Origin of the sequence: Micromonospora sp. NPDC050200, assembly GCF_040656135.1 — a bacterium.
Lineage (GTDB): Bacteria > Actinomycetota > Actinomycetes > Mycobacteriales > Micromonosporaceae > Micromonospora.
The window spans coordinates 67,763-91,649 of the sequence record NZ_JBFALG010000030.1 but is presented as its reverse complement, the minus strand read 5'-3'; the positions used below and the strand labels follow the sequence as shown (position 1 = coordinate 91,649).

Annotated in this window: 27 protein-coding genes; 15 read left to right on the top strand and 12 right to left on the bottom strand. The window is 74.7% G+C overall.

The features are described from left to right. Nucleotides 1-144 precede the first annotated feature (144 nt). The 3 genes from AB0I41_RS20720 to AB0I41_RS20710 all read right to left on the bottom strand — a co-directional run bounded on the left by AB0I41_RS20720 (nucleotide 145) and on the right by AB0I41_RS20710 (nucleotide 1,946). Nucleotides 145-1,062 carry a hypothetical protein gene (locus AB0I41_RS20720; protein ID WP_357109816.1) on the bottom strand — a complete coding sequence of 306 codons (918 nt, stop codon included), beginning with the start codon at nucleotides 1,060-1,062 and terminating at the stop codon, nucleotides 145-147. 10 nt (nucleotides 1,063-1,072) lie between these two features. After that, entirely contained in the window at nucleotides 1,073-1,333 is a 261-nt protein-coding gene (locus tag AB0I41_RS20715; protein WP_357109813.1) for a hypothetical protein, read from the bottom strand. Between the two features lie 217 nt (nucleotides 1,334-1,550). Continuing rightward, nucleotides 1,551-1,946 (bottom strand): hypothetical protein, encoded by a 396-nt coding sequence (locus AB0I41_RS20710; protein WP_357109811.1) that lies wholly within the window; start codon nucleotides 1,944-1,946, stop codon nucleotides 1,551-1,553. Nucleotides 1,947-2,065: 119 nt separating this feature from the next. Between AB0I41_RS20710 and AB0I41_RS20705 the strand changes: the two genes are divergently transcribed. The 3 genes from AB0I41_RS20705 to AB0I41_RS20695 are packed head-to-tail and all read left to right on the top strand — an operon-like array spanning nucleotide 2,066 to nucleotide 5,147. Beyond that, nucleotides 2,066-4,618: an ATP-dependent Clp protease ATP-binding subunit gene (locus AB0I41_RS20705; RefSeq protein WP_357109809.1), complete on the top strand. Its 2,553-nt coding sequence runs from the start codon at nucleotides 2,066-2,068 to the stop codon at nucleotides 4,616-4,618. 14 nt (nucleotides 4,619-4,632) lie between these two features. Further along, nucleotides 4,633-4,797 carry a hypothetical protein gene (locus AB0I41_RS20700; protein WP_357109807.1) on the top strand — a complete coding sequence of 55 codons (165 nt, stop codon included), beginning with the start codon at nucleotides 4,633-4,635 and terminating at the stop codon, nucleotides 4,795-4,797. Continuing rightward, nucleotides 4,797-5,147 carry a DUF3140 domain-containing protein gene (locus AB0I41_RS20695; RefSeq protein WP_357109804.1) on the top strand — a complete coding sequence of 117 codons (351 nt, stop codon included), beginning with the start codon at nucleotides 4,797-4,799 and terminating at the stop codon, nucleotides 5,145-5,147. The genes AB0I41_RS20700 and AB0I41_RS20695 overlap by 1 nt, the downstream gene beginning before the upstream one ends. A 53-nt stretch (nucleotides 5,148-5,200) precedes the next feature. Here the strand turns inward: AB0I41_RS20695 and AB0I41_RS20690 are convergent, their stop codons facing one another. The 3 genes from AB0I41_RS20690 to AB0I41_RS20680 all read right to left on the bottom strand — a co-directional run bounded on the left by AB0I41_RS20690 (nucleotide 5,201) and on the right by AB0I41_RS20680 (nucleotide 7,134). Next, nucleotides 5,201-5,437 (bottom strand): hypothetical protein, encoded by a 237-nt coding sequence (locus AB0I41_RS20690; RefSeq protein ID WP_357109802.1) that lies wholly within the window; start codon nucleotides 5,435-5,437, stop codon nucleotides 5,201-5,203. Nucleotides 5,438-5,456: 19 nt separating this feature from the next. After that, entirely contained in the window at nucleotides 5,457-6,449 is a 993-nt protein-coding gene (locus tag AB0I41_RS20685; RefSeq protein WP_357109799.1) for a LysR family transcriptional regulator, read from the bottom strand. 67 nt (nucleotides 6,450-6,516) lie between these two features. Beyond that, nucleotides 6,517-7,134 carry a hemerythrin domain-containing protein gene (locus AB0I41_RS20680; RefSeq protein WP_357109796.1) on the bottom strand — a complete coding sequence of 206 codons (618 nt, stop codon included), beginning with the start codon at nucleotides 7,132-7,134 and terminating at the stop codon, nucleotides 6,517-6,519. 174 nt (nucleotides 7,135-7,308) lie between these two features. Here AB0I41_RS20680 and AB0I41_RS20675 point away from each other — a divergent pair, with 174 nt between their 5' ends. Continuing rightward, nucleotides 7,309-8,637 carry a M20/M25/M40 family metallo-hydrolase gene (locus tag AB0I41_RS20675; protein ID WP_357109793.1) on the top strand — a complete coding sequence of 443 codons (1,329 nt, stop codon included), beginning with the start codon at nucleotides 7,309-7,311 and terminating at the stop codon, nucleotides 8,635-8,637. A 47-nt stretch (nucleotides 8,638-8,684) separates the two neighbouring features. Next, nucleotides 8,685-9,344, top strand: coding sequence for a hypothetical protein (locus AB0I41_RS20670; RefSeq protein ID WP_357109791.1), 660 nt, complete (start codon nucleotides 8,685-8,687; stop codon nucleotides 9,342-9,344). Nucleotides 9,345-9,431: 87 nt separating this feature from the next. On the opposite strand, the gene AB0I41_RS20665 is transcribed toward AB0I41_RS20670, so the two are convergent. After that, nucleotides 9,432-9,623, bottom strand: a complete 192-nt coding sequence (locus AB0I41_RS20665; protein ID WP_053655860.1) for a DUF5703 family protein — start codon at nucleotides 9,621-9,623, stop codon at nucleotides 9,432-9,434. A 189-nt stretch (nucleotides 9,624-9,812) separates the two neighbouring features. On the opposite strand from AB0I41_RS20665, the gene AB0I41_RS20660 reads away from it, so the two are divergent. Further along, nucleotides 9,813-10,283, top strand: a complete 471-nt coding sequence (locus AB0I41_RS20660) for a GNAT family N-acetyltransferase (RefSeq protein ID WP_357109789.1) — start codon at nucleotides 9,813-9,815, stop codon at nucleotides 10,281-10,283. A gap of 749 nt (nucleotides 10,284-11,032) precedes the next feature. On the opposite strand, the gene AB0I41_RS20655 is transcribed toward AB0I41_RS20660, so the two are convergent. Both AB0I41_RS20655 and AB0I41_RS20650 read right to left on the bottom strand, forming a co-directional pair. After that, on the bottom strand, nucleotides 11,033-12,112 hold the full coding sequence (locus AB0I41_RS20655) for an SseB family protein (RefSeq protein WP_357109787.1): 1,080 nt from the start codon (nucleotides 12,110-12,112) through the stop codon (nucleotides 11,033-11,035). Then, entirely contained in the window at nucleotides 12,109-12,528 is a 420-nt protein-coding gene (locus tag AB0I41_RS20650) for a YbaB/EbfC family nucleoid-associated protein (RefSeq protein WP_357109785.1), read from the bottom strand. The genes AB0I41_RS20655 and AB0I41_RS20650 overlap by 4 nt, the downstream gene beginning before the upstream one ends. 98 nt (nucleotides 12,529-12,626) lie before the next feature. On the opposite strand from AB0I41_RS20650, the gene AB0I41_RS20645 reads away from it, so the two are divergent. The 3 genes from AB0I41_RS20645 to AB0I41_RS20635 are packed head-to-tail and all read left to right on the top strand — an operon-like array spanning nucleotide 12,627 to nucleotide 14,960. After that, on the top strand, nucleotides 12,627-12,959 hold the full coding sequence (locus AB0I41_RS20645; RefSeq protein WP_357109783.1) for a hypothetical protein: 333 nt from the start codon (nucleotides 12,627-12,629) through the stop codon (nucleotides 12,957-12,959). After that, the gene (locus AB0I41_RS20640) at nucleotides 12,956-14,020 is read left to right on the top strand and encodes a hypothetical protein (RefSeq protein WP_357109780.1); all 1,065 of its coding nucleotides are present in this window, start codon (nucleotides 12,956-12,958) and stop codon (nucleotides 14,018-14,020) included. Before AB0I41_RS20645 ends, AB0I41_RS20640 begins: the two co-directional genes overlap by 4 nt. A 22-nt stretch (nucleotides 14,021-14,042) precedes the next feature. Further along, nucleotides 14,043-14,960: a hypothetical protein gene (locus tag AB0I41_RS20635; protein ID WP_357109778.1), complete on the top strand. Its 918-nt coding sequence runs from the start codon at nucleotides 14,043-14,045 to the stop codon at nucleotides 14,958-14,960. A gap of 200 nt (nucleotides 14,961-15,160) precedes the next feature. On the opposite strand, the gene AB0I41_RS20630 is transcribed toward AB0I41_RS20635, so the two are convergent. Then, nucleotides 15,161-16,132: an aldo/keto reductase gene (locus AB0I41_RS20630; RefSeq protein WP_357109775.1), complete on the bottom strand. Its 972-nt coding sequence runs from the start codon at nucleotides 16,130-16,132 to the stop codon at nucleotides 15,161-15,163. A 197-nt stretch (nucleotides 16,133-16,329) separates the two neighbouring features. Here AB0I41_RS20630 and AB0I41_RS20625 point away from each other — a divergent pair, with 197 nt between their 5' ends. From AB0I41_RS20625 to mshC, 6 genes are all read left to right on the top strand, one after another. Next, nucleotides 16,330-17,382 carry an LLM class F420-dependent oxidoreductase gene (locus AB0I41_RS20625; protein ID WP_357109773.1) on the top strand — a complete coding sequence of 351 codons (1,053 nt, stop codon included), beginning with the start codon at nucleotides 16,330-16,332 and terminating at the stop codon, nucleotides 17,380-17,382. Then, on the top strand, nucleotides 17,379-18,215 hold the full coding sequence (locus AB0I41_RS20620; protein ID WP_357109770.1) for an undecaprenyl-diphosphate phosphatase: 837 nt from the start codon (nucleotides 17,379-17,381) through the stop codon (nucleotides 18,213-18,215). Before AB0I41_RS20625 ends, AB0I41_RS20620 begins: the two co-directional genes overlap by 4 nt. An 80-nt stretch (nucleotides 18,216-18,295) precedes the next feature. After that, the gene (locus AB0I41_RS20615) at nucleotides 18,296-19,009 is read left to right on the top strand and encodes a histidine phosphatase family protein (protein ID WP_357109767.1); all 714 of its coding nucleotides are present in this window, start codon (nucleotides 18,296-18,298) and stop codon (nucleotides 19,007-19,009) included. Nucleotides 19,010-19,121: 112 nt separating this feature from the next. Beyond that, nucleotides 19,122-19,703 carry a DUF3090 domain-containing protein gene (locus AB0I41_RS20610; RefSeq protein ID WP_357109764.1) on the top strand — a complete coding sequence of 194 codons (582 nt, stop codon included), beginning with the start codon at nucleotides 19,122-19,124 and terminating at the stop codon, nucleotides 19,701-19,703. Further along, nucleotides 19,700-20,518, top strand: coding sequence for an SCO1664 family protein (locus tag AB0I41_RS20605; protein ID WP_357109761.1), 819 nt, complete (start codon nucleotides 19,700-19,702; stop codon nucleotides 20,516-20,518). Before AB0I41_RS20610 ends, AB0I41_RS20605 begins: the two co-directional genes overlap by 4 nt. A 67-nt stretch (nucleotides 20,519-20,585) precedes the next feature. Then, the gene (gene mshC, locus AB0I41_RS20600) at nucleotides 20,586-21,824 is read left to right on the top strand and encodes a cysteine--1-D-myo-inosityl 2-amino-2-deoxy-alpha-D-glucopyranoside ligase (RefSeq protein WP_357109758.1); all 1,239 of its coding nucleotides are present in this window, start codon (nucleotides 20,586-20,588) and stop codon (nucleotides 21,822-21,824) included. 161 nt (nucleotides 21,825-21,985) lie between these two features. Here the strand turns inward: mshC and AB0I41_RS20595 are convergent, their stop codons facing one another. Both AB0I41_RS20595 and AB0I41_RS20590 read right to left on the bottom strand, forming a co-directional pair. Further along, nucleotides 21,986-22,777: a GntR family transcriptional regulator gene (locus tag AB0I41_RS20595; protein WP_357109756.1), complete on the bottom strand. Its 792-nt coding sequence runs from the start codon at nucleotides 22,775-22,777 to the stop codon at nucleotides 21,986-21,988. Nucleotides 22,778-22,900: 123 nt separating this feature from the next. Continuing rightward, complete coding sequence (locus tag AB0I41_RS20590; protein WP_357109753.1) at nucleotides 22,901-23,770, bottom strand: PAC2 family protein; 870 nt, start codon at nucleotides 23,768-23,770, stop codon at nucleotides 22,901-22,903. Nucleotides 23,771-23,887 lie beyond the last annotated feature (117 nt).

Sequence of the window (23,887 nt, the reverse complement as noted above, 5' to 3'; positions counted from 1 at the left end):
ACCGCCGCGGCGGCCCGCCGCACCCGGACCAGCCGCTCCCGGGCGGCGGTCAGCTCCGTCTCGGCGCCGGCCAGCCGGGTACGCGTCGCGCCAAGGGCCTCGGAGAGCATCCCCCGCACCCGCGTCACCAGCTGGTTGCGCAGGTCAGCCACGGTGCCCACCGTCCGGCCGGTGGCCGGAGACCGGCGCGGCGGCGGCCGGCGCCCGACGGGGTTCGGGCTCGTCGCGGGGCAGGTCCCGACCCAGCCGGGCCAGCAGCACCCCGGTCAGCACCCCGGCGGTGACCGCCGGATCGGCGGCGTGCGGCTGCTCGCCGGCGCGTGGCGGGGGCATCCGACAGAGCCGGGTGAGCAGCGTGTCCAGCACCGGCGGCGGCAGCCCGGGGAGCAGGTCGCGGACCCGGCCGTCCAGCTCGCGCCGTAGCCGGCCCAGGTCGTCGGCGCGGGGCGGGTGCCCGAGCAGTTCCCCGGCCAGGTCGCGCAGCAGCGGCGGCGCCACCGCCGCCAGCCCCAGGCCGATGTCGGCGTGCGCGGTGCGCAGCTCCCGGTGCAGCCGGTCCCGGTCGCCGGAGCGGACCCCGGTGACCACCCGGCGCAGCAGCTCCCGGGAGTCGGCGATCCGCTCGTCCGGCTCGTCCGGCGGGCCCTCCCGGCCCCCGGTCAGCTCCGCGACCCGCACCGACCACCAGCGCTTGACCGTCGGGTCGGCCGGCGGCTGCGGTGGCGGGCCGGCCGGCGGTACGGCGTCCGCGCGGGGCGCGTCGTGCCGGGGCTCGCGGCGGACCGGCGCCGCCGGTGGCGCGCCGTCGGGGGCCAGCCCGATCGCCGCCAGGTACGCCGACAGCTGCTCCTGCGCCACCCGCAACGCGTGCCCGGCGGCCTCCGCGTGCTCGGTGGCCGCGGAGAGTTCCGGCACCCCCATCGGGTTGGCCGACTCCTGCCGGACCCAGCGCAGCCGCTCGGTGGCCTGGCCGAACTTCTCCAGCGCCTGGGCCAGCGGCGCCAGCGGCAGCTCCTCGGCGGCGGCGCGCACCTGCGCCCCGACGTCCTCGATGATGGACACGGCCGCCGGCTCAGAGCGTCGAGACGTAGAGCTGCGCCTGCTCCACCGCGACGAGGGTCGCGGCGAGACACTCCTCCAGCTCCTGGCCGGCCTGGGTCAGCGAGGCCTGCGCGCCCTCCACCGTCTCGTGCCCGCTGCCCTCCAGCGCCCCGGCCAGGGTCTGCTGCGCCTCGGAGAGCTTCTCGCCGGCCGCCTGTACGGCTGTCTGCCCGTCACCGATCTGTTGGAGGGCGACCTCGATGGCTGCCTTCAGCTCGGCGACGCTCGCCACGGTGACCTCCTGGGGGCGGGGAGACGTCCATTACAACGCATGCCCGTCGGGTAGAGAACATCCGCACTGTCGGTGTTACGGCCCTGGTGTCCGGTCATGGGTCCTGACGTGCGGGAAGGTTTCTGCCGTCCCGTCCGGCGGTCCCGCCAGGGGATCCCCCGGTCCCGTCCACGGGACCGACCGCCCGGCCCGACTCGGGCCGGGCCGGGGCGCGGGGTCAGGTGGCGGAGTCGGTGTGCCCGCGCAGCCAGCGGGGGCCGTGCAACTCGGCGCCAAGGGCCGCCACCCGGTCGCGCAGCTCCCGGTCGGAGGTCACCACCAGCCGGCGCCGGCCCGGCGCCTCGCGCACCAGCGCCACGATGGCATCGTCACCCGAACCGGGCGCCGGCACCGTGTGCACCCCGGCCACCCCGGGCACCTCCCGGGCCGCGCCCTCCACCACCAGCACCACCTCCACCGGCGGTGCCAGCTCGGGCGGCAGCCCCCGGTCGGCCAGCGGTGCGAGGGCGTCGCGCAGCCGGGCCGCGGCGCCGGCCCGGTCCCGCCACCAGCCGTCCGGCCGGGAACCGACCACGTTGGCACCGTCGACGATCAGCAGCGGGCGGGAGTCCATGCCCCCAGCCTGCCATCCGGTGGCGTTTGTCGCGCCGGCCGCCGGGTAGCCACCGGCGACCGTGCCGCCCGCGGTGTCGCCCCGGCGACCGCGCCGCGCCTCGACTGCGGAGGACAGACATGATGGGACCCGGCGAGTTCGGCTCCGACCCCTGGGACGAGTTCCTGGCCCGGTACTTCGGCCGGGGTGAGGGTGGACGCCGACCGGCCCACCGGGTCGACATCACCCGGCTGATGACCGCCGACGCGCGGGAGATGCTGGCCGACGCGGCCCGCCGGGCCGCCCAGAAACACAGCAACGACCTGGACACCGACCATCTGCTCTGGGCGGCGCTGCAGCGGGAGCCGCTGCGGGACCTGGTACGCCGGGCCGGAGCCGACCCGGACGCCCTGGTCAACGCCCTCGGTGGGCGCGGCGACGGCGCGCCCCGGGGTGAGGTGCCGCCGAACCTGTCGCTCACCCCCGCCGCGAAGCGGGCGCTGCTCGACGCCCACCAGTTGTCCCGGGCGATGGGGGCGAACTACATCGGGCCCGAGCACATCCTGATGGCGCTGCCGCTCAACCCGGAGTCGCCGGCCGGCCGGATGCTCGCCGCCGGGCGGATCCAGCCCGAGTCGTTGCAGGCGGCCAGCGCCGAACGCGGACCGATGGCCGGGCCGAAGCCCGACCGGGGCACCCCCACCCTCGACCAGTACGGCCAGGACCTCACCGACCTGGCCCGCAACGACCAGATCGACCCGGTGATCGGGCGGGCCGACGAGATCGAGCAGGCCGTGGAGATCCTGTCCCGGCGTACCAAGAACAACCCGGTGCTGATCGGCGAGGCCGGCGTCGGCAAGACCGCGATCGTGGAGGGGCTGGCCGAGCGGATCTGCGACGGCGACGTGCCGCAGACCCTGCTCGGCAAGCGGGTGGTGCAGCTCGACCTCCCCGGCCTGGTCGCCGGCACCCGCTACCGGGGCGACTTCGAGGAACGTCTGAAGAAGGTCATCGACGAGATCCGGGCCCACCGGGACGAGCTGATCATCTTCCTGGACGAGATCCACACCCTGGTCGGCGCGGGCGGCGCCGGCAGCGAGGGTGGCATGGACGCGTCCAACATGCTCAAGCCGGCCCTGGCCCGCGGCGAGCTGCGGGTGATCGGCGCGACCACGCTGGACGAGTACCGCAAGAGCATCGAGAAGGACGCCGCGCTGGCCCGCCGCTTCCAGCCGGTGCTCGTGCCCGAGCCCAGCGTCGAGGACACCGTCACCATCCTGCGCGGCCTGCGCGACCGGTACGAGGCGCACCACCAGGTCCGCTTCACCGACGAGGCGCTGGTCGCCGCCGCCGAACTCTCCGACCGGTACGTCACCGACCGCTTCCTGCCCGACAAGGCGATCGACCTGATCGACCAGGCCGGCGCGCGGGTACGGCTGCGCACCCGCACCCCCGCCGCCGACGTGCGGGAGCTGGAGCAGCAGCTCGACGAGGTGCGCCGGGACAAGGAACAGGCGGTCGCCGACGAGCAGTACGAGCGGGCCTCCACGCTGCGCGACCGGCTCGCCGAGATCGAGGAGCAGCTCCGCCGCGCCCGGGGCGACGACGGCACCCAACAGGTCCCCTCGGTCGGCCCGCAGGAGATCGCCGAGGTGGTCTCCCGAGCCACCGGCATCCCGGTCAGCCAGCTCACCGAGGAGGAGCGGGACCGGCTGCTGCGGCTGGAGGGCCACCTGCACGAGAAGGTCGTCGGCCAGGACGACGCGGTCACCGCGGTGGCCGAGGCGGTGCGCCGCTCGCGTACCGGGCTGGCCGACCCGAACCGGCCGATGGGCAGCTTCCTCTTCCTCGGCCCGACCGGCGTCGGCAAGACGGAGCTGGCCCGGGCGCTGGCCGAGGCGCTCTTCGGCGAGGCCGACCGGATGGTGCGGGTCGACATGAGCGAGTTCCAGGAGCGGCACACCATCTCCCGGCTGGTCGGGGCGCCCCCCGGCTACGTCGGGTACGAGGAGGCCGGCCAGCTCACCGAGGCGGTACGCCGCCGCCCGTACGCGGTGGTGCTGCTCGACGAGATCGAGAAGGCGCACCCGGACGTGTTCAACATCCTGCTCCAGGTGCTCGACGACGGCCGGCTCACCGACAGCCAGGGCCGGACGGTGAACTTCAAGAACACCGTTCTGATCATGACGAGCAACCTGGGCTCGGAGCTGATCACCGGCACCCAGCGCGCGGTCGGCTTCGGCGCCGGCGAGCCGGGCAGCACCCAGGAGAGCGACGAACTGCGCGAGCGGCTGATGCGCCGGCTCCAGGAGAACTTCCGCCCGGAGTTCCTCAACCGGATCGACGAGACCATCATCTTCCGCCGGCTGGAGGCCCAGCAGTTGCGGCAGATCACCGAGCTGCTGCTGGAGGAGACCCGCCGCCGGCTGCACGCCCAGGACGTCCAGGTGGACTTCACCACGGCCGGCGTCGACTGGCTCGCCGAGCACGGCTACCAGCCGGAGTTCGGGGCCCGGCCGCTGCGCCGGGTGATCCAGCGGGAGGTGGACAACCGGCTCTCCCGGATGCTGCTGGAGAACCAGCTCGCGTCGGGGCAGAAGGTCACCGTCGACGCGCGCGACGGTCAGCTCGCCTTCGACGTGGGCGCCGGGGAGCGCGGCTACACCGCGGCCTCGACCTCCCACCCCCGATGACCCGGAGGCAGGACATGACGGAACCGGAGGAGAGCGACGAGGAGACCGACCGCACCGAACCGATCCTCGCGCCGCCGACGGCGAACCCGGCCCGGGTGAAGGTGCCGCCGGAGGGCCTGAAGCAGCGGACCGACGACGGGGACCCGGCGCTGTCCGGGCCACCGGAAGAGGAGGCGTGATGGTACGCGAGCAGCGACTCGACCCCGAGGTCGAGGTGATCTGGGACGACTTCCACGCCGAGGTGAACGTCCCCTCCGAACAGCTGCGGCAGTGGCTGTTGACCCGGGGCTCGGGGGAGGAGTCGTTCGGCGCGAACCCGGACCTGAACCTGCCCCAGCCGGGCCGCCACATCCTGCGGGTGCTCACCAAACGCAAGGTGGACCTCACCCCGGAGGACATCGAGGTGATGCGGGACGCGATCGACCGGATCCGTTCGCTGATGGACGAGAAGCCCCGCGGCGGCAACGCCGACGCCGAGTGGCGGCACTCCCTGCTCGACCTGGGCCACGACGTGCTGGTCGAGCGCTGACCCGACCGTGCCGTTACGTGCCCGCGTGCGACCTGCCACGCGGGCACGCCGGCTTACTCGGACTCCATGCTGGGCAGTTGCAGCCCGGCGGCGTCGGCGGCGGCCTGGCGGTCGCCGCGGGCGCGTTCCTCCCGGCTGAGCAGGGTGGCGTACTCGGTGATGTCGGCGGGGTCGGGCACCTCCGGCAGCCGGCGCAGAAAGTTCTCCAGGTCGCGGGAGGCGGCGGTGTGCGTGGCGGCGGCCTGGCGCAGCAGTTCCCGCTCGTCGGCCGCCGGGAAGAGATCGGTCATGCCGGCCAGATACCCGTCGTCAGGCCGTTCGCACCCCGGCGGGACGTACCGGCGCCGGCCGGGCCCCGAACTCCCGGTGCCGCAGCAGCCAGGCCAGGTAGTCGGGGTGCGGCGCCAGGGAGTCCGTGTACGCGGCCACGGCCGCCTCCAGCACCGGCTCGGCGACCCGGGCGGCGGGCGACTCGGGGTGCCAGCCCAGCAGCAGCCGCCAGCGCAGCGGCGTACCGGCCAGCCGCCGGGTCACCAGGCCGGCGACCGGGCGGAAGGTGGCCTGGCACAGCGCCACCCCCTCGCCGGCGTCGACCAGGTCCATGCAGCCGCGCACGTCGGTCTCGTAGACCTTGCGGGGGGTGAAGCCGGCCCGGGCGCAGGCGGCGGCGAAACAGTCGCCGAAGCAGCCGTCGCCGGGCGCGCCCACCCACTGCTCGCGGCGCAGGTCGGCCAGCGCGATCTCGTCCCGGTGCGCCATCGGATGGGTGGCCGGCAGCAGCACCATCACCGGGTCGACCGCCACCTCCCGCCAGCGGATGCCGTGCTCGGCCGACGGGGTGGCGTCGCCGCAGACCCCGGTCAGCGCGAAGTCGAGCCGGCCGCCGGCGACCAGCGCGGCCAGTTCGTCGGTCGACCAGGAGGCGTACGTGGTGATCTGCGCCTGCGGCTGCTCGGCGGCCAGCCGGTGTACCAGCCGGCCGAGGATCGGGCTGTTCACCCCGCCGAAGCGGTACCGGCCGAGGGTGTCGTCCGCCCCGGCCAGCCGGGCCGCCTCGTCCTGCAGGCCCTTCATGGCCGGCAGCAGCACCCGGGCCCGGGCCAGCACCAGTTCGCCGAGCGCGGTGGGCCGCGCGCCGCGCCGGTCGCGTTCGAACAGCGAGCCGCCGAGGGTGCGCTCGATGCGCTGGAGCTGGGCGGTCAGGGCCGGTTGGGCCAGGCCCAGGGTGGACGCCGCCTTGGTCACGCTCCCGGTCTCGGCGATCGCGCAGACCACCCGCAGGTGTCGCAGCTCCAGGTTCATCATGTGACGGTAGGACCACCGCACGGCCCGGCGGAAGGGCCAGAGTGGATCGGCGTCGGACGATGGATCAGCCGCGCGCGTCCCGCTTCAGGTCGGCCAGGTACGTCCGCCGCCGGGTGACCGCGTCGCGCGCCTTGTCCACCACCCCCAGCGCCGGTTCGACCACCCGGTTCCACGGCGGGGTGGCCGGCGTGCCCGGGTGCGGGCGGGTGGGGGCCGCCTCCTCGGCGATCTCCCACCGGTTGCCCAGCCGGATCAGCTCCGCGTCGGTGGCCACCTCGCGCAGCGGGGTGATCAGCGCCGACACCGTTTCGACGTGCCGGCGGACCCGGGCGGCGACGTACGCCAGCGCCGGGTCGTCCGGCCCGCCGAGCGCCTTGAGCGCGGCCAGCAGCGCCGCGTCCGCGTCGAGCTCCCGGTCGATCCGGTCGGCCGCCTCGGGCAGCGCGGCCCGCGCGGCGGGCAGCAGGTACTGCTCCTCGGCGGAGAGGTGCCGGGAGATCGCGGCGGTCAGCACCTCGGCCACCTCCCGGCGCCGCTCGGGGGTCAGCTGCGGGTCGGTGACCTGGTCGGTGAGGCCGAGCAGCTGCCGGTGCTCGGTGTCGGCGATGTCGGCCATGCTGCGCCCGCCGGGCCGGTAGGCGTCGTCGGCGGTGGGCGGCAGGGGCGGGAGCGGGACGGTCATGAGACCTCCTCGACGGGCGGGCGGAGCGTGGGGCGGCCGGCGCGGCGGGCGGTGCGGGGACGCCAGGGCGGTACCCGTACCGCAAGATCGTGAAACGGGCGCCGCGCGGGCGGCGACGCGCGCGACGGCCGGCCGGGCCGACGCGGGAGATGGGCCGACTGGTAGAAAGAGGCGATGACGAGCGCCCCCGCCCCCGCCCGACCCGACCCCACCGACGAGGTCGTGGAACTCTGCCGTGACCTGCTGCGCATCGACACCACCAACACCGGTGACAACGCCACCAGCGCGGGGGAGCGCCTCGCGGCCGAGTACGTCGCGGAGAAGCTGGCCGAGGTCGGCGTCGAGTCCGAGATCCACGAGTCCGCGCCCGGTCGGGCCAACCTGGTCGCCCGGATCCCGGGCACCGACCCGGGCCGCGACGCCCTGCTGGTGCACGGCCACCTGGACGTGGTGCCGGCCGACGCCGACGAGTGGTCGGTGCACCCGTTCTCCGGCGAGATCCGCGACGGCTACCTGTGGGGCCGGGGCGCGATCGACATGAAGGACTTCGACGCGATGGTGCTGGCCGTGGTGCGGCACTGGCAGCGCACGGGCGTCCGCCCGCCGCGCGACATCGTGCTCGCCTACACCGCCGACGAGGAGGCGGGCGGCGACTACGGCGCGCACTTCCTGGTGCAGCGGCACCGCAGTCTCTTCGACGGCTGCACCGAGGCGGTCGGCGAGGTCGGCGGCTTCTCCTACTCGATCGACGACGCCCAGCGGCTCTACCTGATCGAGACGGCGGAGAAGGGCCTGGACTGGCTGCGGCTGCACGCCAAGGGCCGCCCCGGGCACGGTTCGTTCATCCACGACGACAACGCGGTCACCGCGCTCGCGGAGGCGGTCGCCCGGATCGGGCGGCACCGTTTCCCGGTCACCGTCACCCCGACCGTGCGGGCCTTCCTCGAGGAGGTCTCCGACGTGCTCGGCGTCGAGGTGGACCCGGACGACCCTGAGGCGGCGATCGCCAAGCTCGGCCCGATCGCCAACATCATCGGGGCGACCGTCCGCAGCACCGCCAACCCGACCCGGCTCGCCGCCGGCTACAAGGACAACGTCATCCCCGGCCGGGCCACCGCCACCATCGACTGCCGCAGCCTGCCGGGTCAGTCGGAGATGCTGGAGCGCCAGCTGCGCGAGCTGGTCGGCCCGGACATCGACATCGAGTACATCCAGCGCCAGCCGGCCCTGGAGACCACCTTCGACGGCGACCTGGTCGAGGCGATGTCGGCGGCGCTGCGCGCGGAGGACCCGGGCGCCCGCCCGGTGCCGTACATGCTCTCCGGCGGCACCGACGCCAAGGCGTTCTCCCAGCTCGGCATCCGCTGCTTCGGTTTCGCGCCGCTGCGACTGCCGGCCGACCTCAACTTCTCCGCCCTGTTCCACGGCATCGACGAGCGGGTACCGGTGGACGGACTACAGTTCGGCGTGCGGGTCCTCGACCGGTTCCTCCGCACCTGCTGACCGGGTCCGGCCGGACCGCATTCTCCCCATCGCGAAGGGACTCCCTCATGACCGACCAGCACGGTGAGCTGGACGCTGCTCTGGAGCGCGTGATCGACGCCGCCCGCGCCCACCTGACGGCCGTGCGCGCCGCCCAGGGCCGGATCGACGACGACGGCGTCTGGCAGGCGTACGTGGCGTTGAACAACGCCTCGTACGCCTACGACGAGCAGTTGCTCGACGCGTTCGGCGAGGTCACCCCGTGGGACGTCGAGTCGATCGACCCCGACGAGGCCGACGAGCGGTTCGCCGGCCTGGCGGGCCCGGAGCCCACCGACCCGCACCCGGCGGTCATCTCGGTGCGGCAGCGCCGTGACTACCGGGTGCCGAGCGTGTCCGCGCTGATCCGGGTCGCCGAGGCGGCCCGCCGCGAGGGCACCCCGGAGGAGGACGAGCCGGCCCCGGTCGAGGGGGTCGGCGAGGCGGTGCTGGAGCTGCTGCAGAGCGGGGACGGCTCGCTGAGCGCGCTGGACGTGCCGGAGCTCGAACCGCTCGACGGCGTGGTGATGGTCAGCGAGGTCGGCACCCCGGTCGACCTGGAGTCCTTCGACGACGACGACCCGGTGGGCCCGTTCCAGCCGGCCGCCGACGACCGCCTCGTCGGGCGGCTCGACGAGCACCCGTTCCTCGACGAGGACGAGCACGACCACGCCGGGCACCACCACTAGGCCGCGACACCCCGGGGCCCGACCGTGCGGTCCGGGCCCCGGGCGCGTGGGCTTCCGGCCCGGTGCCCGGTGCGGCCGGTACCGCCGTCAGTAGGACAGGCCCGGCTGCGGCTGGTTGACCCGTCGACGGCGCAGCACGACCTGCCGCGTGCCGTCCCGGAACAGCCGCACCCGGGCCAACTCCCAGCCGGAGAACTCCGCCTGGATCGCCAGCTGCGCCGCGGCGGTCAACCGGTCGACGTTCGGCGGCAGCCGCAGCGGCGCGTATTCGTAGTCCATGGCTCCTATGCTGCCCAGCCCGCAGGCCGTCCGCCACCCCCTCCCGCGTGACCCGCGCCGTTGGTCGGCAGCCCCGACGGTGCTCCGCCCCGGCCCGGCAGTGGGCCGGATACGGCGCCGATACGGCCGGGATGGGCGCTTCGTCCATCGGGACGCCCCGGCCCGGCAAGGAGCACCTATGGTGCCGTCGTGGCGACTCTCCGGCTCGACCCCATGACCGACGAGCAGTATCTCCGTTACCGGGAGCGGGCGGAGGTCGATTATGCCGACAACATCGCCGCCAGTGGTGCGATGCCCCTGCCGGAGGCCCGGCGCAAGGCGCGCGAGGACTACGCCCGGCTGTTGCCCGACGGTCTGCGGACCGAGGGCCACCGGCTGTGGACCGCCTACGACGGTGATGACGAGGTCGGCGTGCTGTGGCTGCACCTCGAACGGCGCTCGGACGGCCTGCACGCGTTCGGCTACGACTTCGAGGTCCGCGCGGACCTGCGCCGACGGGGCTACGGCCGGGCGGCCATCCTGGCGGCGGAGCAGGTGTGCCGGGAACTCGGCGTGGTATCGGTAGGCCTGAGCGTGTTCGGCTTCAACTCGGGCGCCCGCGCGCTGTACGAGCAGATGGGCTACGAGGTCACCGCCGTCCAGATGCGCAAGCGGCTCTGACGAGCGGCACGCTTCGGCCGTCGCCGCGCCGCTGGACCCGGCGTCCGCGGACGCGCCCCAAGTGCTGCACTGGCCCGGACGCAGGCTGCTCCTGAAGCGCGGTGACACCGAACTGGTCGCCCTCGATCTGGACGTGGCCGACGCAGGTGGGCGGCTCGCGGAGATGCGCTTCCCGGCCCCCTGGCCGCGCCGCTGTCCGGCGGGTTTGTGCAGGTACAGGTCCCACACCTCGGCGGCCTTGGGGGAAGGTCGGGTCGGCGCGGCGGGTCTGGCCAGCCGCGTACCCGAACGCACCTTGGGCGGTCAGCCCTGCGCAGCCTCCGGGGGCCTGTCGATCCAGCATCCGAGGGGGTGTTTGAGCCGGTCCGGCGCGACCATCGCGGCGGCTACCGCGCAGGGGCGTCACCACGGTCCGCCGCGAGGCCGACGACGCGGGCGCGCCGCCGCTACTGCCCAGCGAAGCTGCGGTGACCCCGCTGTTGGGCCCAGCGGCGCCCCGGGCGCCGTTGCCCGCCCGGCAAGGCCGCCGTCGTTGCCGCTGCCTCCGCGACGCTCCCGTGGCCGCCGCTCGTCGGGGCGGTGTCGCCCTGACCGTCATCACCCGGGCGACACCGCCCCGTCCGGTGCCCGGGGTCGGGCGACCCCGCCGGCCCCGGGCCGAGACGCCCCGTACCGCGCCCGGCCGCTCGCCGGCCGGGAACTGCGGTCCGGGTGGACGACGCGGCGAGCGCGCCGCTGGCCGGCGCCGACTAGCGTCCGCCGGTGTCGCGTTCCGGGGCGGTGACCGGTTCGGGGGTTTCGACGTCCGACGAACCGGGACCGGTCACGTCGTTCGCGGCCAGCAGTGCGGCCAGCGCCGGCGGGGCCAGTGTCAGGCCGTGCGGGGCGCCCGGGTCGACGGCGAGCCCCCAGGCCGGGTCCGGCCAGTCCGCCAGCAGTTCGGCGGCGGACAGCGCGACGAACGGAACCCCGTCGCCGGCGAAGGCGGTGAGCGTGTCCGCGGAGGTGAAGACCGGCAGCAGCGGCGCCCGGTCGGGCCCGCGGACGACCGTCCAGGGGAAGTCCCGGTCGGGCGACGGCTCGCCGGCCAGCGGCACGCAGACCGGGCCGGCGGCGAGCACCCCCAGGTAGTCGGGGAGGTCGTGCCGGGCTGCCGCCCGCGCGAGCAGATCCGCGGGCGCGGGCTCGGGCTCCGGCGAGCGCGGCCGGGGTGTCTCCATCTGCTCCTCCGCCCGGTGCCGGCCCGACACCCGCTGTGGGGGGCGCGGCCCCGCCTCGCGCCATGGTGGCTCCCCGGGGCCTGTCTCCGCGGCGTCCGCCCCCAGGTCCGGCCGGGCCGGGGCGGTGTCCGGCATCCTCACGTCGGTGGTCGATGCTTTCGGCACGGCGGCGTCCGTGGTTTCCGCATCGGGCCCGATCGCGTCGGCGGTCGGCCCGGCCACGTCGTGGGGCCCCGCATCGCGAACGGTGACGTCGGTGGCCGGCGCGTCCGCTGCGGTGGCCGGCGGGAGCACCCGACAGGCGAGCGCGGTCGGATCGGCGGTCAGTACGGCGGCGGCGGTGCGCGCGGCGAAGGCGCTCCACCAGTGCAGGCCCTCGGCGGTACGCGGCGTGGCGAACCACCAGCCGCCGTCGCCGTCCGGCCGCCAGCCCAGCTCGGCCAGCTGCTGCCCGTCGTAGCCGGGGCAGTGGCCCTCGATGGTGTCGCGGCGCACGGACACCCGGAGCCGGCGCGGCCCGGCGGCGAGCTCCAAATCGGTGTCCCGGTCGCAGGCGACCAGCGTCCGGTGCAGTCGGGCCACGATCTCCGGCCAGCCGGGGGCGGTCACGCCGGCGGCCTCGGCAGCCGAGCGTCCAGGGCGCCGAGCCGGGCGACCGCCTCCTCCAGGCGGCCCAGCGCGGCGAAGTCGCCGGGCTTGCCGAACAGCTCGGTCAGGCCCGCCCCGAGCGTCGCGTCGAGACCTTCGGCGCGCTCGTCGAGCTCGGCGCTCGCCGCCGCCCGGGCCCGCCGGTACGCCGCCAGCACCATCGCCGCCAGGTCGGCGGTGCCGGATCGCAGCGCCGCCGGCTCGATCGTCAGGTCGGTGAGCCCTCCGGTGGCGTCCACGGTGGCCGATACCAGGCCGGTGTCGTCGGTGGCCGTGCCGCCCAGTTCGTCGAGGTCGGCGTGCAGCCCGGCGAAGCGGCGTTCGATGTCGGCGAGCCGGCCGGCGAGCGCGTCCAGACCGGACAGCGGGTCAGTCATGCGGACTTCCTCCCCTTCGTTTCTCCTCGGCCGGGGTGGCGGCCGAAGGCCGAGGAATCGTATCTTCGACCCGCGTCGGATGCGGGGGAGGAACAACGATGGCAGCTGACATCGAGGTGGACGTGACGGCCGTGAAGCGGCTGGAGGCGGCCGCCACCGGGGTGGCCAACGCGCTGGGAGGACTGGAGAGCCGTGTGGTGGCCGCGGGTGACCTGCCCGACGGCACCTTCGGTCACCTGCCGTTCGCCAGCGACATGCTGCGCGCCAAGTACGCCGAGCAGGTCGCCGACGGCACGACACTGTTCCGGGCCGGTCAGGACGCGTTCACCCGGGTCGGCGCGGCGCTGGGGTCCACCGTCGAGGCGTACGAGCGCAACGAGCAGGACATCGACTCCGGCTTCCGGACGATGCGCGAGGGGATGGGCCGGTGAGCGGGCCCGCCGGCAGCGCCGTCCAACTCTGGAACGGCATCGACAACGCCCTGTCCGGTGTGGAGGACGTGGTCGACAGCGTGTGCCGCACCCTGGCCTGGCCGCTCATCCAGCTGGTCGACATGGTCGACGGCGAGCCGGAGGCGCTGCGCGCCCGGGCCGGCGACTGGGACGCCCTGGCCGCCCAGGTGCGCGAGCTGGCGCTGAGCCACCGCGGCGTCCGCGAGGCCGAACAGCCGGGCTGGCGGTCGCCGGCGGGGGAGGCGTACGGCACGCGGCTCGCCGAGGTCGAGCAGCAGCTGCTGGACGTGGCGGGGCAGTTCACCGCCACCGCCGAGTACCTGCGCGGGGTCGCCGAGGCCCTGCAGATCGTGCACGAGGTGCTGGTCGACCTCTGTGTCGAGTTCGTCAACTGGATGCTGGTCACCCTGGTGACCGCCCTGCTCATGGCGCCATTCACCGCCGGGGCGTCCTGGGCGGCCGGCATGGCGGTCACCGCGACCCGCGGCATGATCGTGCTCACCCGGTCGCTGAAGATCATCCGCCCGCTCGCCACCCACCTTCAGAAGGTCATCCGGCTGCTCCAGCGGGTCATGCTCTACCTGCGCAAGCTGCGCAACCACCTGGACAAGCTGGTGGACAAGCAGAAGGCGCTGCGGATGGGGCAGAAGGCGATCGACAAGCGGCGTGCCGCCGGCAAGGCCGACAAGTGGTTCCACAAGATCACCGACCCGGCGAAGGGCACCTTCAAGCTCGGTAAGTCCGGGTCGCCGTTCGACATGGGGATGATGGAGCGGGCCGGCGCCCTGCGCGCGCACGGCCTGGCCGACGGCGGCCGGATGATCGCCCGGGACTGGGCCACCAACCTGCCCTGGAACGTGCCGAACTCCGTCGTGCACGGGGCGGTGTGGGGCGGCACCGCCCTGGTCAGCGGCCTCTCGGTGCCCGGGTCCGACCTCGTCGAGGACGAGATCGGCGACGCGGTGCAGAGCGGTGCCGACTGGATCGACCAGAATGTCTTCGGGCAGCCGCCCGCCGAGCAGCAGCCGGCGGGCCGCTGACCGGCGACGGAGGAGGTACGGCATGACGGGTGGGTGGGGACGGCTCGGGCGGCTCGGCGACGCGGTGCGCGACGGGGCGCGGGTGGCCCGTGACCGGGCCCGCGCCGTGCGGGACGAGTTCCGCACCTCCGACGAGCCGGAGCGGGCCCTGGTCGCCCCCCTGGTGACCGGGCAGGAGCTGCGCTATGTCGGCCTGGCGCCGGTGCGGGCGCACGAGACGCACCGTGCCGGCAGCCAGCTCGTCGACCACGTCGGCGCCGAGGTGGCTGAGGCGCTCGACCCCCGCGCGCTCTTCGGGCTGCTCAACATCGTCAACCCGGTGGCCTGGGTCGAGGCCGTGATGACGCCGGTCCGGATCGTGGCCGGGGTGCTGCTGCTGCCCGGCAAGGCGGCCGCGCTCGCGGCGGGCCTGCCCGAGGCGGCCGGGCGGGAGGTGGACGCCGAGCCCACCCCGGCGGCCCCGCCACCCCGGCCGGTGCTGCCGCTCACCCCCGAGCAGGAGGCGTTCCGCGCGCTGTTCCGGCTCAGCCGCCACCGCCCGCTCGCCGACCAGCTCGCCGAGATCGCCTACCGCCGGCGGTACGTATTCAGCGGCGACCTGGCGACCATCGCCGGCAGCCTGCTGCTGTTCCTGGAGCGTTACACCGGCACCCCGCTCGCGGCCACCGACACCCACCTGCACCTGCTGCGGATGGGTCGCCGTCCGGACGAGGGCCGCCCGGACCGGCGCGAGCCGCGCCTGCTGTGGAGCGTGGAGCGGCGACGGATCACCCGGATCGACTGCGACCACGGGTCCGCCCGGCTGATGCAGTTCCCGGCGACCCTGCACTTCGACGACGGCTCGTGGATCCGGATCGTCAACCCGGCCACCCGCGACGACCAGGCCCGCTTCCTGGCGGCCGTGCGGGAGATCCCCGGCAACCGCCCCACCCTCGGCTGACCCGGCCGGCGGCTGCCCGGCCCGCCGTTGCCCGCCGGCCCGCCACCGGCCCGTCGGCGGTCGCTGCGGCGGTCCACCGAGCACGGCCGGCCCGTCGGCGGTCGCTGCGGCGGTGCACCGAGCACGGCCGGCCCCGGCCGTCGTGCGCCGGCGGGCCGCCGGCGCGGTCGGCCCGTCCGCCGCGCGTCGCCGCCCGTCCGTCAGCTGTCGCGTTCCGGGTAGCCCACCGGCACGGCGGAGACGTCGTCCAGCGCGGTGGTGATCTCCGCCGGCAGGGTCATCCGCTCCACCTGGAGCGCGCCGAGGAGTTGCCCCACCGTGCGGGCGCCCAGGATCGGCGCGGTGACCCCCGGCCGGTCCCGGATCCAGGCCAGCGCCACCTCCATCGGCGAGACGCCGAGCCCCCCGGCGGCGGTGGCCACCGCCTCCACGATGCTCGAGCAGCGCGGCTCCAGGTAGGTGGCGACGAACCGTTCGAAGTGCGGCGAGGCGGCCCGGGAGTCGGCCGGCCGGCCGTGCCGGTACTTGCCGGTGAGCACCCCGCGGCCCAGCGGCGACCAGGGCAGCACCCCCAGCCCGAGCGCCGCGCAGGCCGGCAGCACCTCCCGCTCGACGCCCCGCTCCAGCAGCGAGTACTCCACCTGCGCCCCGACCACCGGGGCGCGCCCCGGCCAGGCCGCCTGCCATGCGGCGGCGCGGGCGGTCTGCCAGCCGGAGAAGTTCGACACGCCGACGTAGCGGACCCGGCCGCTGGTCACCGCGTGGTCCAGCGCCGCCAGGGTCTCCTCCAGCGGCGTGTCCGGGTCGTACCCGTGCACCTGCCACAGGTCGACGTGGTCGGTGCCCAGGCGGCGCAGCGAGGCGTCCAGGGTGCGCAGCAGGTGCCCGCGGGAGCCGTCCCGTCGCCGGCCGATGCCCGGCCGCAGGCCCGCCTTGGTGGCGATGAGCAGGTCGTCGCGGGGGACGAGGGCGCCCAGCAGCGAGCCGAGCACCGACTCGGCGTCACCGTCGCCGTAGACGTCGGCGGTGTCGACGAGATTGCCGCCCGCGTCGAGGTAACTCTTCAGCTGGGCGGCCGCGTCGTCGGCGTCGGTGTCCCGGCCCCACGTCATGGTGCCGAGCGCGAGCCGGGAAACCGCCAGCCCGCTTCGGCCGAGCGGTCGCTGTTGCATGGGTGAACCTTATTTCGAACCCGGCGTCACGGATATCCTCGCTCCCGTCATCTCTGCCCGTCGCGTCGCCGATCCGACCGTGGCCGTGCCCCGGGCTGGTCGCCGGCCACCCGGGCGGGGCCGGGTGAGCCGGTGAGCGGGCCCACCGCCGCCATTGCGTACCCTGGTGCGACTGTGGTGCGGATGGGGGAGGACCAGTGCGACTCGGGCTCAGCCTCGGATACCAGACGGCGTGGAGCACACCCGCCGACCACCTGGCGCTTGCCCAGGAGGCGGACCGGCTCGGTTACTCGGTGGTGTGGGCGGCGGAGGCCTACGGCTCCGACTCGCCGAGCATGCTGGCCTGGATGGCCGGCCGGACGGAGCGGATCGACGTGGGCAGCGCGGTGATGCAGATCCCCGCCCGGACCCCGGCCATGACCGCGATGACCGCGGCCACCATCGACACGCTCTCCGGCGGCCGGTTCCGGCTCGGCCTCGGCGTCTCGGGCCCGCAGGTCTCGGAGGGCTGGCACGGCGTACGGTTCGCCAAGCCCCTGGCCCGCACCCGCGAGTACGTCGACATCGTGAAGCTGGCGGTGGCCCGCAAGGAGGTCGCCTACGCCGGCGAGCACTACATCCTGCCGCTGCCCGACGGCCCCGGCAAGGCGCTGCGGCTGGGCTTCCACCCACCCCGCGAGCACATCCCGATCTACCTGGCCGCCGTCGGCCCGAAGAACCTGGAGCTGGCCGGCGAGATCGCCGACGGCTGGCTGGCCGTCTTCTACGCCCCGGAGTTCGCCGAGGAGCAGCTCGCCTCGGTGCGCGCCGGTCGGGCGAAGGCCGGCATGGAGCTGGCCGGCTTCGACGTGGTCCCGTCGGTGCCGGTGGTGGTCGGCGACGACATCGCCACCTGTGCCGAGCTGGTCCGCTGGTACGCCGCGCTCTACGTGGGCGGCATGGGCAGCCGCCAGCAGAACTTCTACAACCAGCTCGCCACCCGGATGGGCTACGGCGACGCCGCCCGTGAGGTGCAGGACCTCTACCTGGCCAAGCGGCAGCGCGACGCGGCCGCCGCGGTGCCGATGGAGTTCATCGACCGCACCTCGCTGCTCGGCCCGAAGGAGCGCATCGCCGAGCGGATGCGCGAGTACGCCGCGGCCGGCGTGACCACCCTGTCGGTGGCCCTCTTCGTCGCCGACCGGGACAGCGGCGTGCAGACCCTGCGCACCGTCGCCGAGGCACTGGAGCTGTCCGGGGTCGGCGAGTGACCTGGGTCGAGGCCATCGTCCTGGGCATCGTCCAGGGGCTCACCGAGTTCCTCCCGGTCAGCTCGTCCGGGCACCTGCGGATCACCTCCGCCATCTTCTTCGACCGGGACGCCGGCGCCTCCTTCACCGCGGTGACCCAGCTGGGCACCGAGGCGGCGGTGCTGATCTACTTCGCCAAGGACATCTGGCGGATCACCCGTACCTGGCTGGTGGGCCTGTGGGACCGCTCGGTGCGTTCCAGCCTCGACTACCGGATGGGCTGGTACGTCATCGTCGGCTCGATCCCGATCGGGCTGTTCGGGGTGTTGTTCAAGGACCAGATCCGCGACACGGCCCGCAACCTGTGGGTGGTCGCCACCACCCTGATCGTCTTCGCCTTCGTGCTCGCCTTCGCCGAGTACTGGGGGCGGCAGAGCCGCACCCTGGCGAACTTCCGGTTGCGCGACGGCGTCGTGATGGGCTTCGCCCAGGCGATGGCGCTGATCCCCGGGGTGTCCCGCTCCGGTGGCACGCTCACCGCCGGCCTGCTGCTCAACCTCACCCGGGAGGCGGGGGCGCGGTACTCGTTCCTGCTGGCCATCCCGGCGGTGGTGATGTCCGGGGTCTTCAGCGTCGGTGACGTGTTCGAACCGGCCGCGCCGGGCACCTCGGTGCCGAGCGTGGCGCAGATGGTGGTGGCCACCGTGATCGCCTTCGCCATCGGCTACGCCGCGATCGCCTGGCTGTTGCGCTACGTGGCCCACCACACCCTGTACGTCTTCGTGCTCTACCGGGTGGCGGTCGGCACGTTGGTGCTCGCGCTGCTGCTCACCGGCGCGATCAGCGCCACCTGAGGCGTACCGGCGCGACCGCCGGCGACGGCCCCCGACACCACCGGTGCGGGGGCCGTCGCCGGGTCCGGCCTGCGCCTAGGGTGGTGTTCGTGGCGACCCTTCTGCTTCTGCGACACGGCCGGACCACGGCGAACGCCGACGGCGGGCTGGCCGGCCGCCAGCCGGTCGAGCTGGACGACACCGGCCGGGCCCAGGCCGCCGCGGTCGGCGAGCGGCTGCGCGGCCTGCCCCTGGCGGCGGTGGTGACCAGCCCGCTGATCCGCTGCCGGCAGACCCTGGAGCTGGCCCTGCCGCAGGTCGAGCCGGTGGTCGAGGAGGGCCTGATCGAGTGCGGCTACGGCGCCTGGGAGGGGCAGCCGCTGAAGAGGCTGGCCAAGGAGCCGCTCTGGCCGGTGGTGCAGCAGCACCCCAGCGCGGCGGTCTTCCCCGAGGGGGAGTCGATGGCGGCGATGGCGGCCCGGGCGGTCGCCGCGGTGCGCTCCTGGGACGCCGCGGTCACCGCCGAGCACGGGCCGGAGGCGGTCTGGCTGGCGTGCAGCCACGGCGATGTGATCAAGGCCATCGTGGCGGACGCGCTCGGCGTACACCTGGATCTCTTCCAGCGCATCGTCGCGGACCCGGCGTCGGTCACCGCGATCCGCTACACGCCGCTGCGGCCCTTCCTGGTCCGGCTCAACGACACCGGCGGTGATCTCGCCGGGCTGGTACCGCCGCCGCGCAAGCGGCGCCGGCGGGCGACCCGGCCGACCGACTCGGACGCCGCGGTGGGCGGCGGCGCGGGGGCCGCCGGGTGAGTCGGCCCGCCACGCCCGGCGCGGTTCCGGGCGGCCGGCGGCGTTTCGCCCTGGGCGGAACCACCCTCGGTGCGGTGCGCGACGCTCCCGTACGCCGGATAGGGTCGTGGGTATGACCCACCAGGTGCACGCCTTCGAGCCGCCGGAGCGGTTCGTCGCCGGGACCGTCGGGCCGCCGGGGGAGCGTACGTTCTTCCTCCAGGCGCGCGGCGGTGGCCGGCTGGTCAGCGTCGCGCTGGAGAAGGTGCAGGTGTCCCTGCTCGCCGAGAAGCTGGAGGAGCTGCTCGCCGAGGCCCAGCGCCGGTTCGGCGTCGACCTGCCCGAGGCCGCGCCCGCCCTCGTCGGTGACAACGACCCGCTGGACACCCCGGTCGACGAGGAGTTCCGGGTCGGCACCCTCGGCCTGGCCTTCGACGTCGACAGCGCGACGGTGGTGATCGAGGCGATCGCCGCCGGTGAGGCGGAGGTCGAGGTCGAGCTGGACGACGACGAGGACGACGACGAGGACGACGTCGACGAGCCGGACGACGACCTCGACCGGCTCCGGGTGCGGCTGACCCCCGAGGCGACCCGCGAGTTCATCGAGCGGGCCCGTCGGGTGGTCAACGCCGGCCGCCCGCCCTGCCCGCTCTGCGGCCAGCCGCTCGACCCCGCCGGGCACCTCTGCCCGCGGCACAACGGTTACCACCGGTGACGTCGTCGGAGTTGCAGCCCCGCCAGGACGGCAGCGCGGCGCTCCGGCTGCTGCGCGACGGTGAGTTCGCCCTGGAGGGGCGGCTGGTCGACGCCTCCAACACCACGCTGCGCGGGATCCTGACCCTGGACGGGCGGACGGCCCGCTGCGTCTACAAGCCGGTGCGCGGCGAGCGGCCGCTCTGGGACTTCCCCGACGGCACCCTGGCCGGCCGGGAGGTCGCCGCCTACCTGGTCTCCCGGGCCACCGGGTGGGACCTGGTGCCGCCGACCGTGCTGCGCGACGGCCCGTTCGGCCCCGGCTCCTGCCAGCTCTGGATCGACGAGCCGGAGGACGCCGAGCCGCTGGTCGGCTTCGTGCCCACCGACGCGGTGCCGCCGCGCTGGTTCCCGGTCGCCGCGGCCCGCGACGACGACGGCGCCGCGTACGCGCTGGCGCACGCCGACGACCCGCGGCTGGCCCGGCTGGCGGTGCTGGACGCGGTGCTGAACAACGCCGACCGCAAGGGCGGCCACCTGCTGGTCGGCCCGGACGACCGGCTCTACGGGGTGGACCACGGCGTCTGCTTCCATGTGGAGGAGAAGCTGCGGACGGTCCTCTGGGGCTGGGCCGGCCGGCGGCTGCCGCCGGACGCGGTGGCGATGCTCGACGCGCTGGCCGGTCAGGTGGCCGGCGAGCTGGGCGAGGAGCTGTCCGCCCATCTGACGATCGGGGAGGTCGCCGAGCTGGCGGCGCGGATCGACCGACTGCGCGACACCGGGCGGTACCCGCAGCCGTCGCAGGACTGGCCAGCGATGCCCTGGCCCCCCGTGTGAGCCGTTGTCGCGTTGATCACCCGTGGGGTGCCTGCCCACCGCCTGACGGATCGTTAGGCTGACGGTCATGGAGTCTTGGGCGGGACACGAGGTGCCACGGCTGCCGGGTGAGGGCGCGCCACTGAGCTTGTACGACTCGGCGCGGCAAGGTGCCCACCCCAGCCGGCCCGACGGGGTCGCCTCGATGTACGTCTGCGGCATCACCCCGTACGACGCCACCCACCTCGGCCACGCCGCCACCATGATCACCTTCGACCTGGTGCAGCGGATGTGGCGCGACGTGGGCCTGACCGTGCGGTACGTGCAGAACGTCACCGATATCGACGACCCGCTGCTGGAGCGCGCGGCGCGCGACGGCGAGGACTGGAAGGTCCTGGCCATGCGGGAGACCGCGCTGTTCCGGGAGGACATGGAGGCGTTGCGGATCATCCCGCCGGCGCACTACGTCGGCGCGGTGGAGTCGATCCCGGACATCGCCGAGAAGGTCCTCGTCCTGCTCAAGGACGGCGCCGCGTACCGCCTGGACGACGGCACCGGCGACGTCTACTTCGACGTCGCGGCCGCCCCGGCGTTCGGCTACGAGTCGAACCTGACCCGGGAGCAGATGCTGGAGATCTTCCCGGAGCGCGGCGGTGACCCCGACCGGGCCGGCAAGCGCGACCCGCTCGACCCGCTGCTGTGGCGCGGCGCCCGCGAGGGGGAGCCCTCCTGGCCCGGCGGTGAGCTGGGCGCCGGCCGTCCCGGCTGGCACATCGAGTGCGCGGTGATCGCGCTGAACCTGCTCGGCGACCGGATCGACGTGCAGGGCGGCGGCAACGACCTGCTCTTCCCGCACCACGAGTGCTCCGCCGCGCACGCCGAGCGGCTCACCGGCGAGGCGCCCTTCGCCGCCCACTACATGCACGCCGGCATGATCGGCCTGGACGGCGAGAAGATGTCGAAGTCCCGGGGCAACCTGGTCTTCGTCTCCCGGCTGCGGGCCGACAAGGTCGACCCGATGGCGGTGCGGCTGGGGTTGATGTCCGGGCACTACCGCGCCGACCGCGCCTGGACCGACGACGTCCTCGTCGCCGCCGGGCAGCGCCTGGACCGCTGGCGGCGGGCCGCCGGCGCGCCGGCCGGGCCGTCCGGGGCGGCGTTCCTGGCCGGCGTACGCGCCCGGCTCGGCGACGACCTCGACACCCCCGGCGCGCTCGCGCTGGCCGACGACTGGGCCGACCGTGCCCTGGCCGGCGCCGGCGACGACCCGCAGGCGCCCGCCCTCTTCGCCGACACCGTGGACGCCCTCCTCGGCATCCGCCTCTGACGTCGAGGCCCGCTGTACGGCCCGCCCTGCCGGGCCGCCATGATCCAGTCGCAATTTCCGACACGACACGCCGTCGGCGGTGTCGGAAAACGCGACTGGATCATGGGGCCGGGGCCGGAGCCGGAGCCGGAGCCGGTCAGGCTGGCTCGGTTGGCCCGAAGTCAGCCGAGGACCAGGCCGGGGTCGGGGTCCTGTTCCGGGGTGGGTGCGGGGATCTTGTACTCCTCGGTGAGGGTGGTCATCGGGCCGGGCCAGGTGGCCTGGGCGACCTCGATCGGCTTGCGCCGCTCGTCGTAGGCGACGTGCAGGAGGTGCAGCACCGGGGTGTCCGGGCGGATCTGCAGGGTCTCCGCCTCCTCCCGGCTGGGCTGGCGGGCGCTGATCGTGTCGGTGGCCGAGACGTACCGGCGGCCGGTGGCCTCCTCGGCCTCCTGGTAGAGCGGGCGGCCGAACGCCTCGGCCCGCTCCAGCGAGGTGCCCGCGGTGTCGGTCGGCAGGAACCAGGAGGCGCCCACCTCGACCGGTGAGTCCTCGGTGCGGACCAGGTGCCGGCGGCAGAGCAGGTCGGTGCCGTCGGCGACCCCGAACGCGTCGGCGACCTCCGGCGGGGCGGAGGCGCGGCCGACGGAGACCAGCTGCTGCCGGTACCGGGCGGCCAGGTCGGTGTGGTAGCCGCGGAAGCCGCCGTAGCGGCCCCGGGAGAGCCGGTTGAGCCGGCGCCGGGTGCCCCGCACGTACGTACCGGAGCCGGGTTTGGTGATCAAAATGCCCTCGACCCGGAGTTGGTCGACGGCGCGCTGCACGGTCTGCTTCGCCACGCCGAACATCTCGGCGATGGCCGGGATGGACGGCAGCCGCTCGCCCGGCCCCCAGTCGCCGCGGCGCACCTGGGCCTTGAGCTGCGCGGCGATCTGCCGGTGCGGGAACTCGGCGGCCCCCGGGTTGATCTGCACACCCGCCTCCTCATACCACTAGGTTCCTAGGATGCCCTAGACCGGGTGATCCCCGCCACCCCTGACACGCGCAGAACGGCCCCGGACGCGGACGTCCGGGGCCGGTGAGTCGGCGGGAGGTGCCTACCAGGAACCCGCCGTGGGGCCGGCGGAACCGCCCCGGCGGCGCAGGTACTTCTCGAACTCCTGGGCGATCTCGTCCCCGGTCAACGGGGTGATGCCGGCGTCGCCGACCCGTTCCTCCAGCTCGCGCACGTACTCACCGAGCTCGGCGTCCTGCTCGGCGGCGCCGCGCACCCGCTGCTCCCACTCGGCGGCCTCCTCGGCCAGGTCGGCCATCGGCACCGGCAGGTCGAGCACCTCCTCGACCCGGTGCAGCAGGGCGAGGGTGGCCTTCGGGCAGGGCGGGTTGTTGGCGTAGTGCGGCACGTGCACCCAGAACGAGACGGCGTCGACCTCGGCCCGGGTGCAGGCGTCCTGCAACACCCCGATGATGCCGGTCGGCCCGTCGTAGCGGGTGGGGGTGAGCTGGTAGCGCTGGGCGGCCTCGGAGTCGGAGGCGCTGCCGCTGATCGGCAGGGGGCGGGTGTACGGCACGTCGGCCAGCAGCGCGCCGAGCAGCACCACCCGCTCGACCTCCAGGCTGTGGCAGATCTCCAGCACCTGCTCGCAGAAGGTGCGCCAGCGCATGCTCGGCTCGATGCCGCGGATCAGCACCACGTCCCGCTCGGTGCCCTCCGGGCTGGCCACCATGAACTTCGTGGTGGGCCACTCGACCCGCCGGGTCTCACCCTCGGCCATCATGATGGTCGGGCGGCTGACCTGGAAGTCGTAGAAGTCCTCCGGGTCCAGCTCGGTGACCGGGCGGGCCTGCCAGACCTGCTCCAGGTGCTCCACGGCGGCGGTGGAGGCGTCCGCGGCGTCGTTCCAGCCCTCGAAGGCGGCGATCGCCACCGGGGACCGCAGCACCGGCAGCCCGTCGAACTCGGTCACGCCGCCACCTCACCCTGCTCGTCGGGGACGGCGCCGGGCGCCGACCCGGTCTTCCGCCCGTGCACGGTGGCGTCCCTGATGTCCTTCACGTCCGCCAGCCTACGTGGCGGTGCCGCG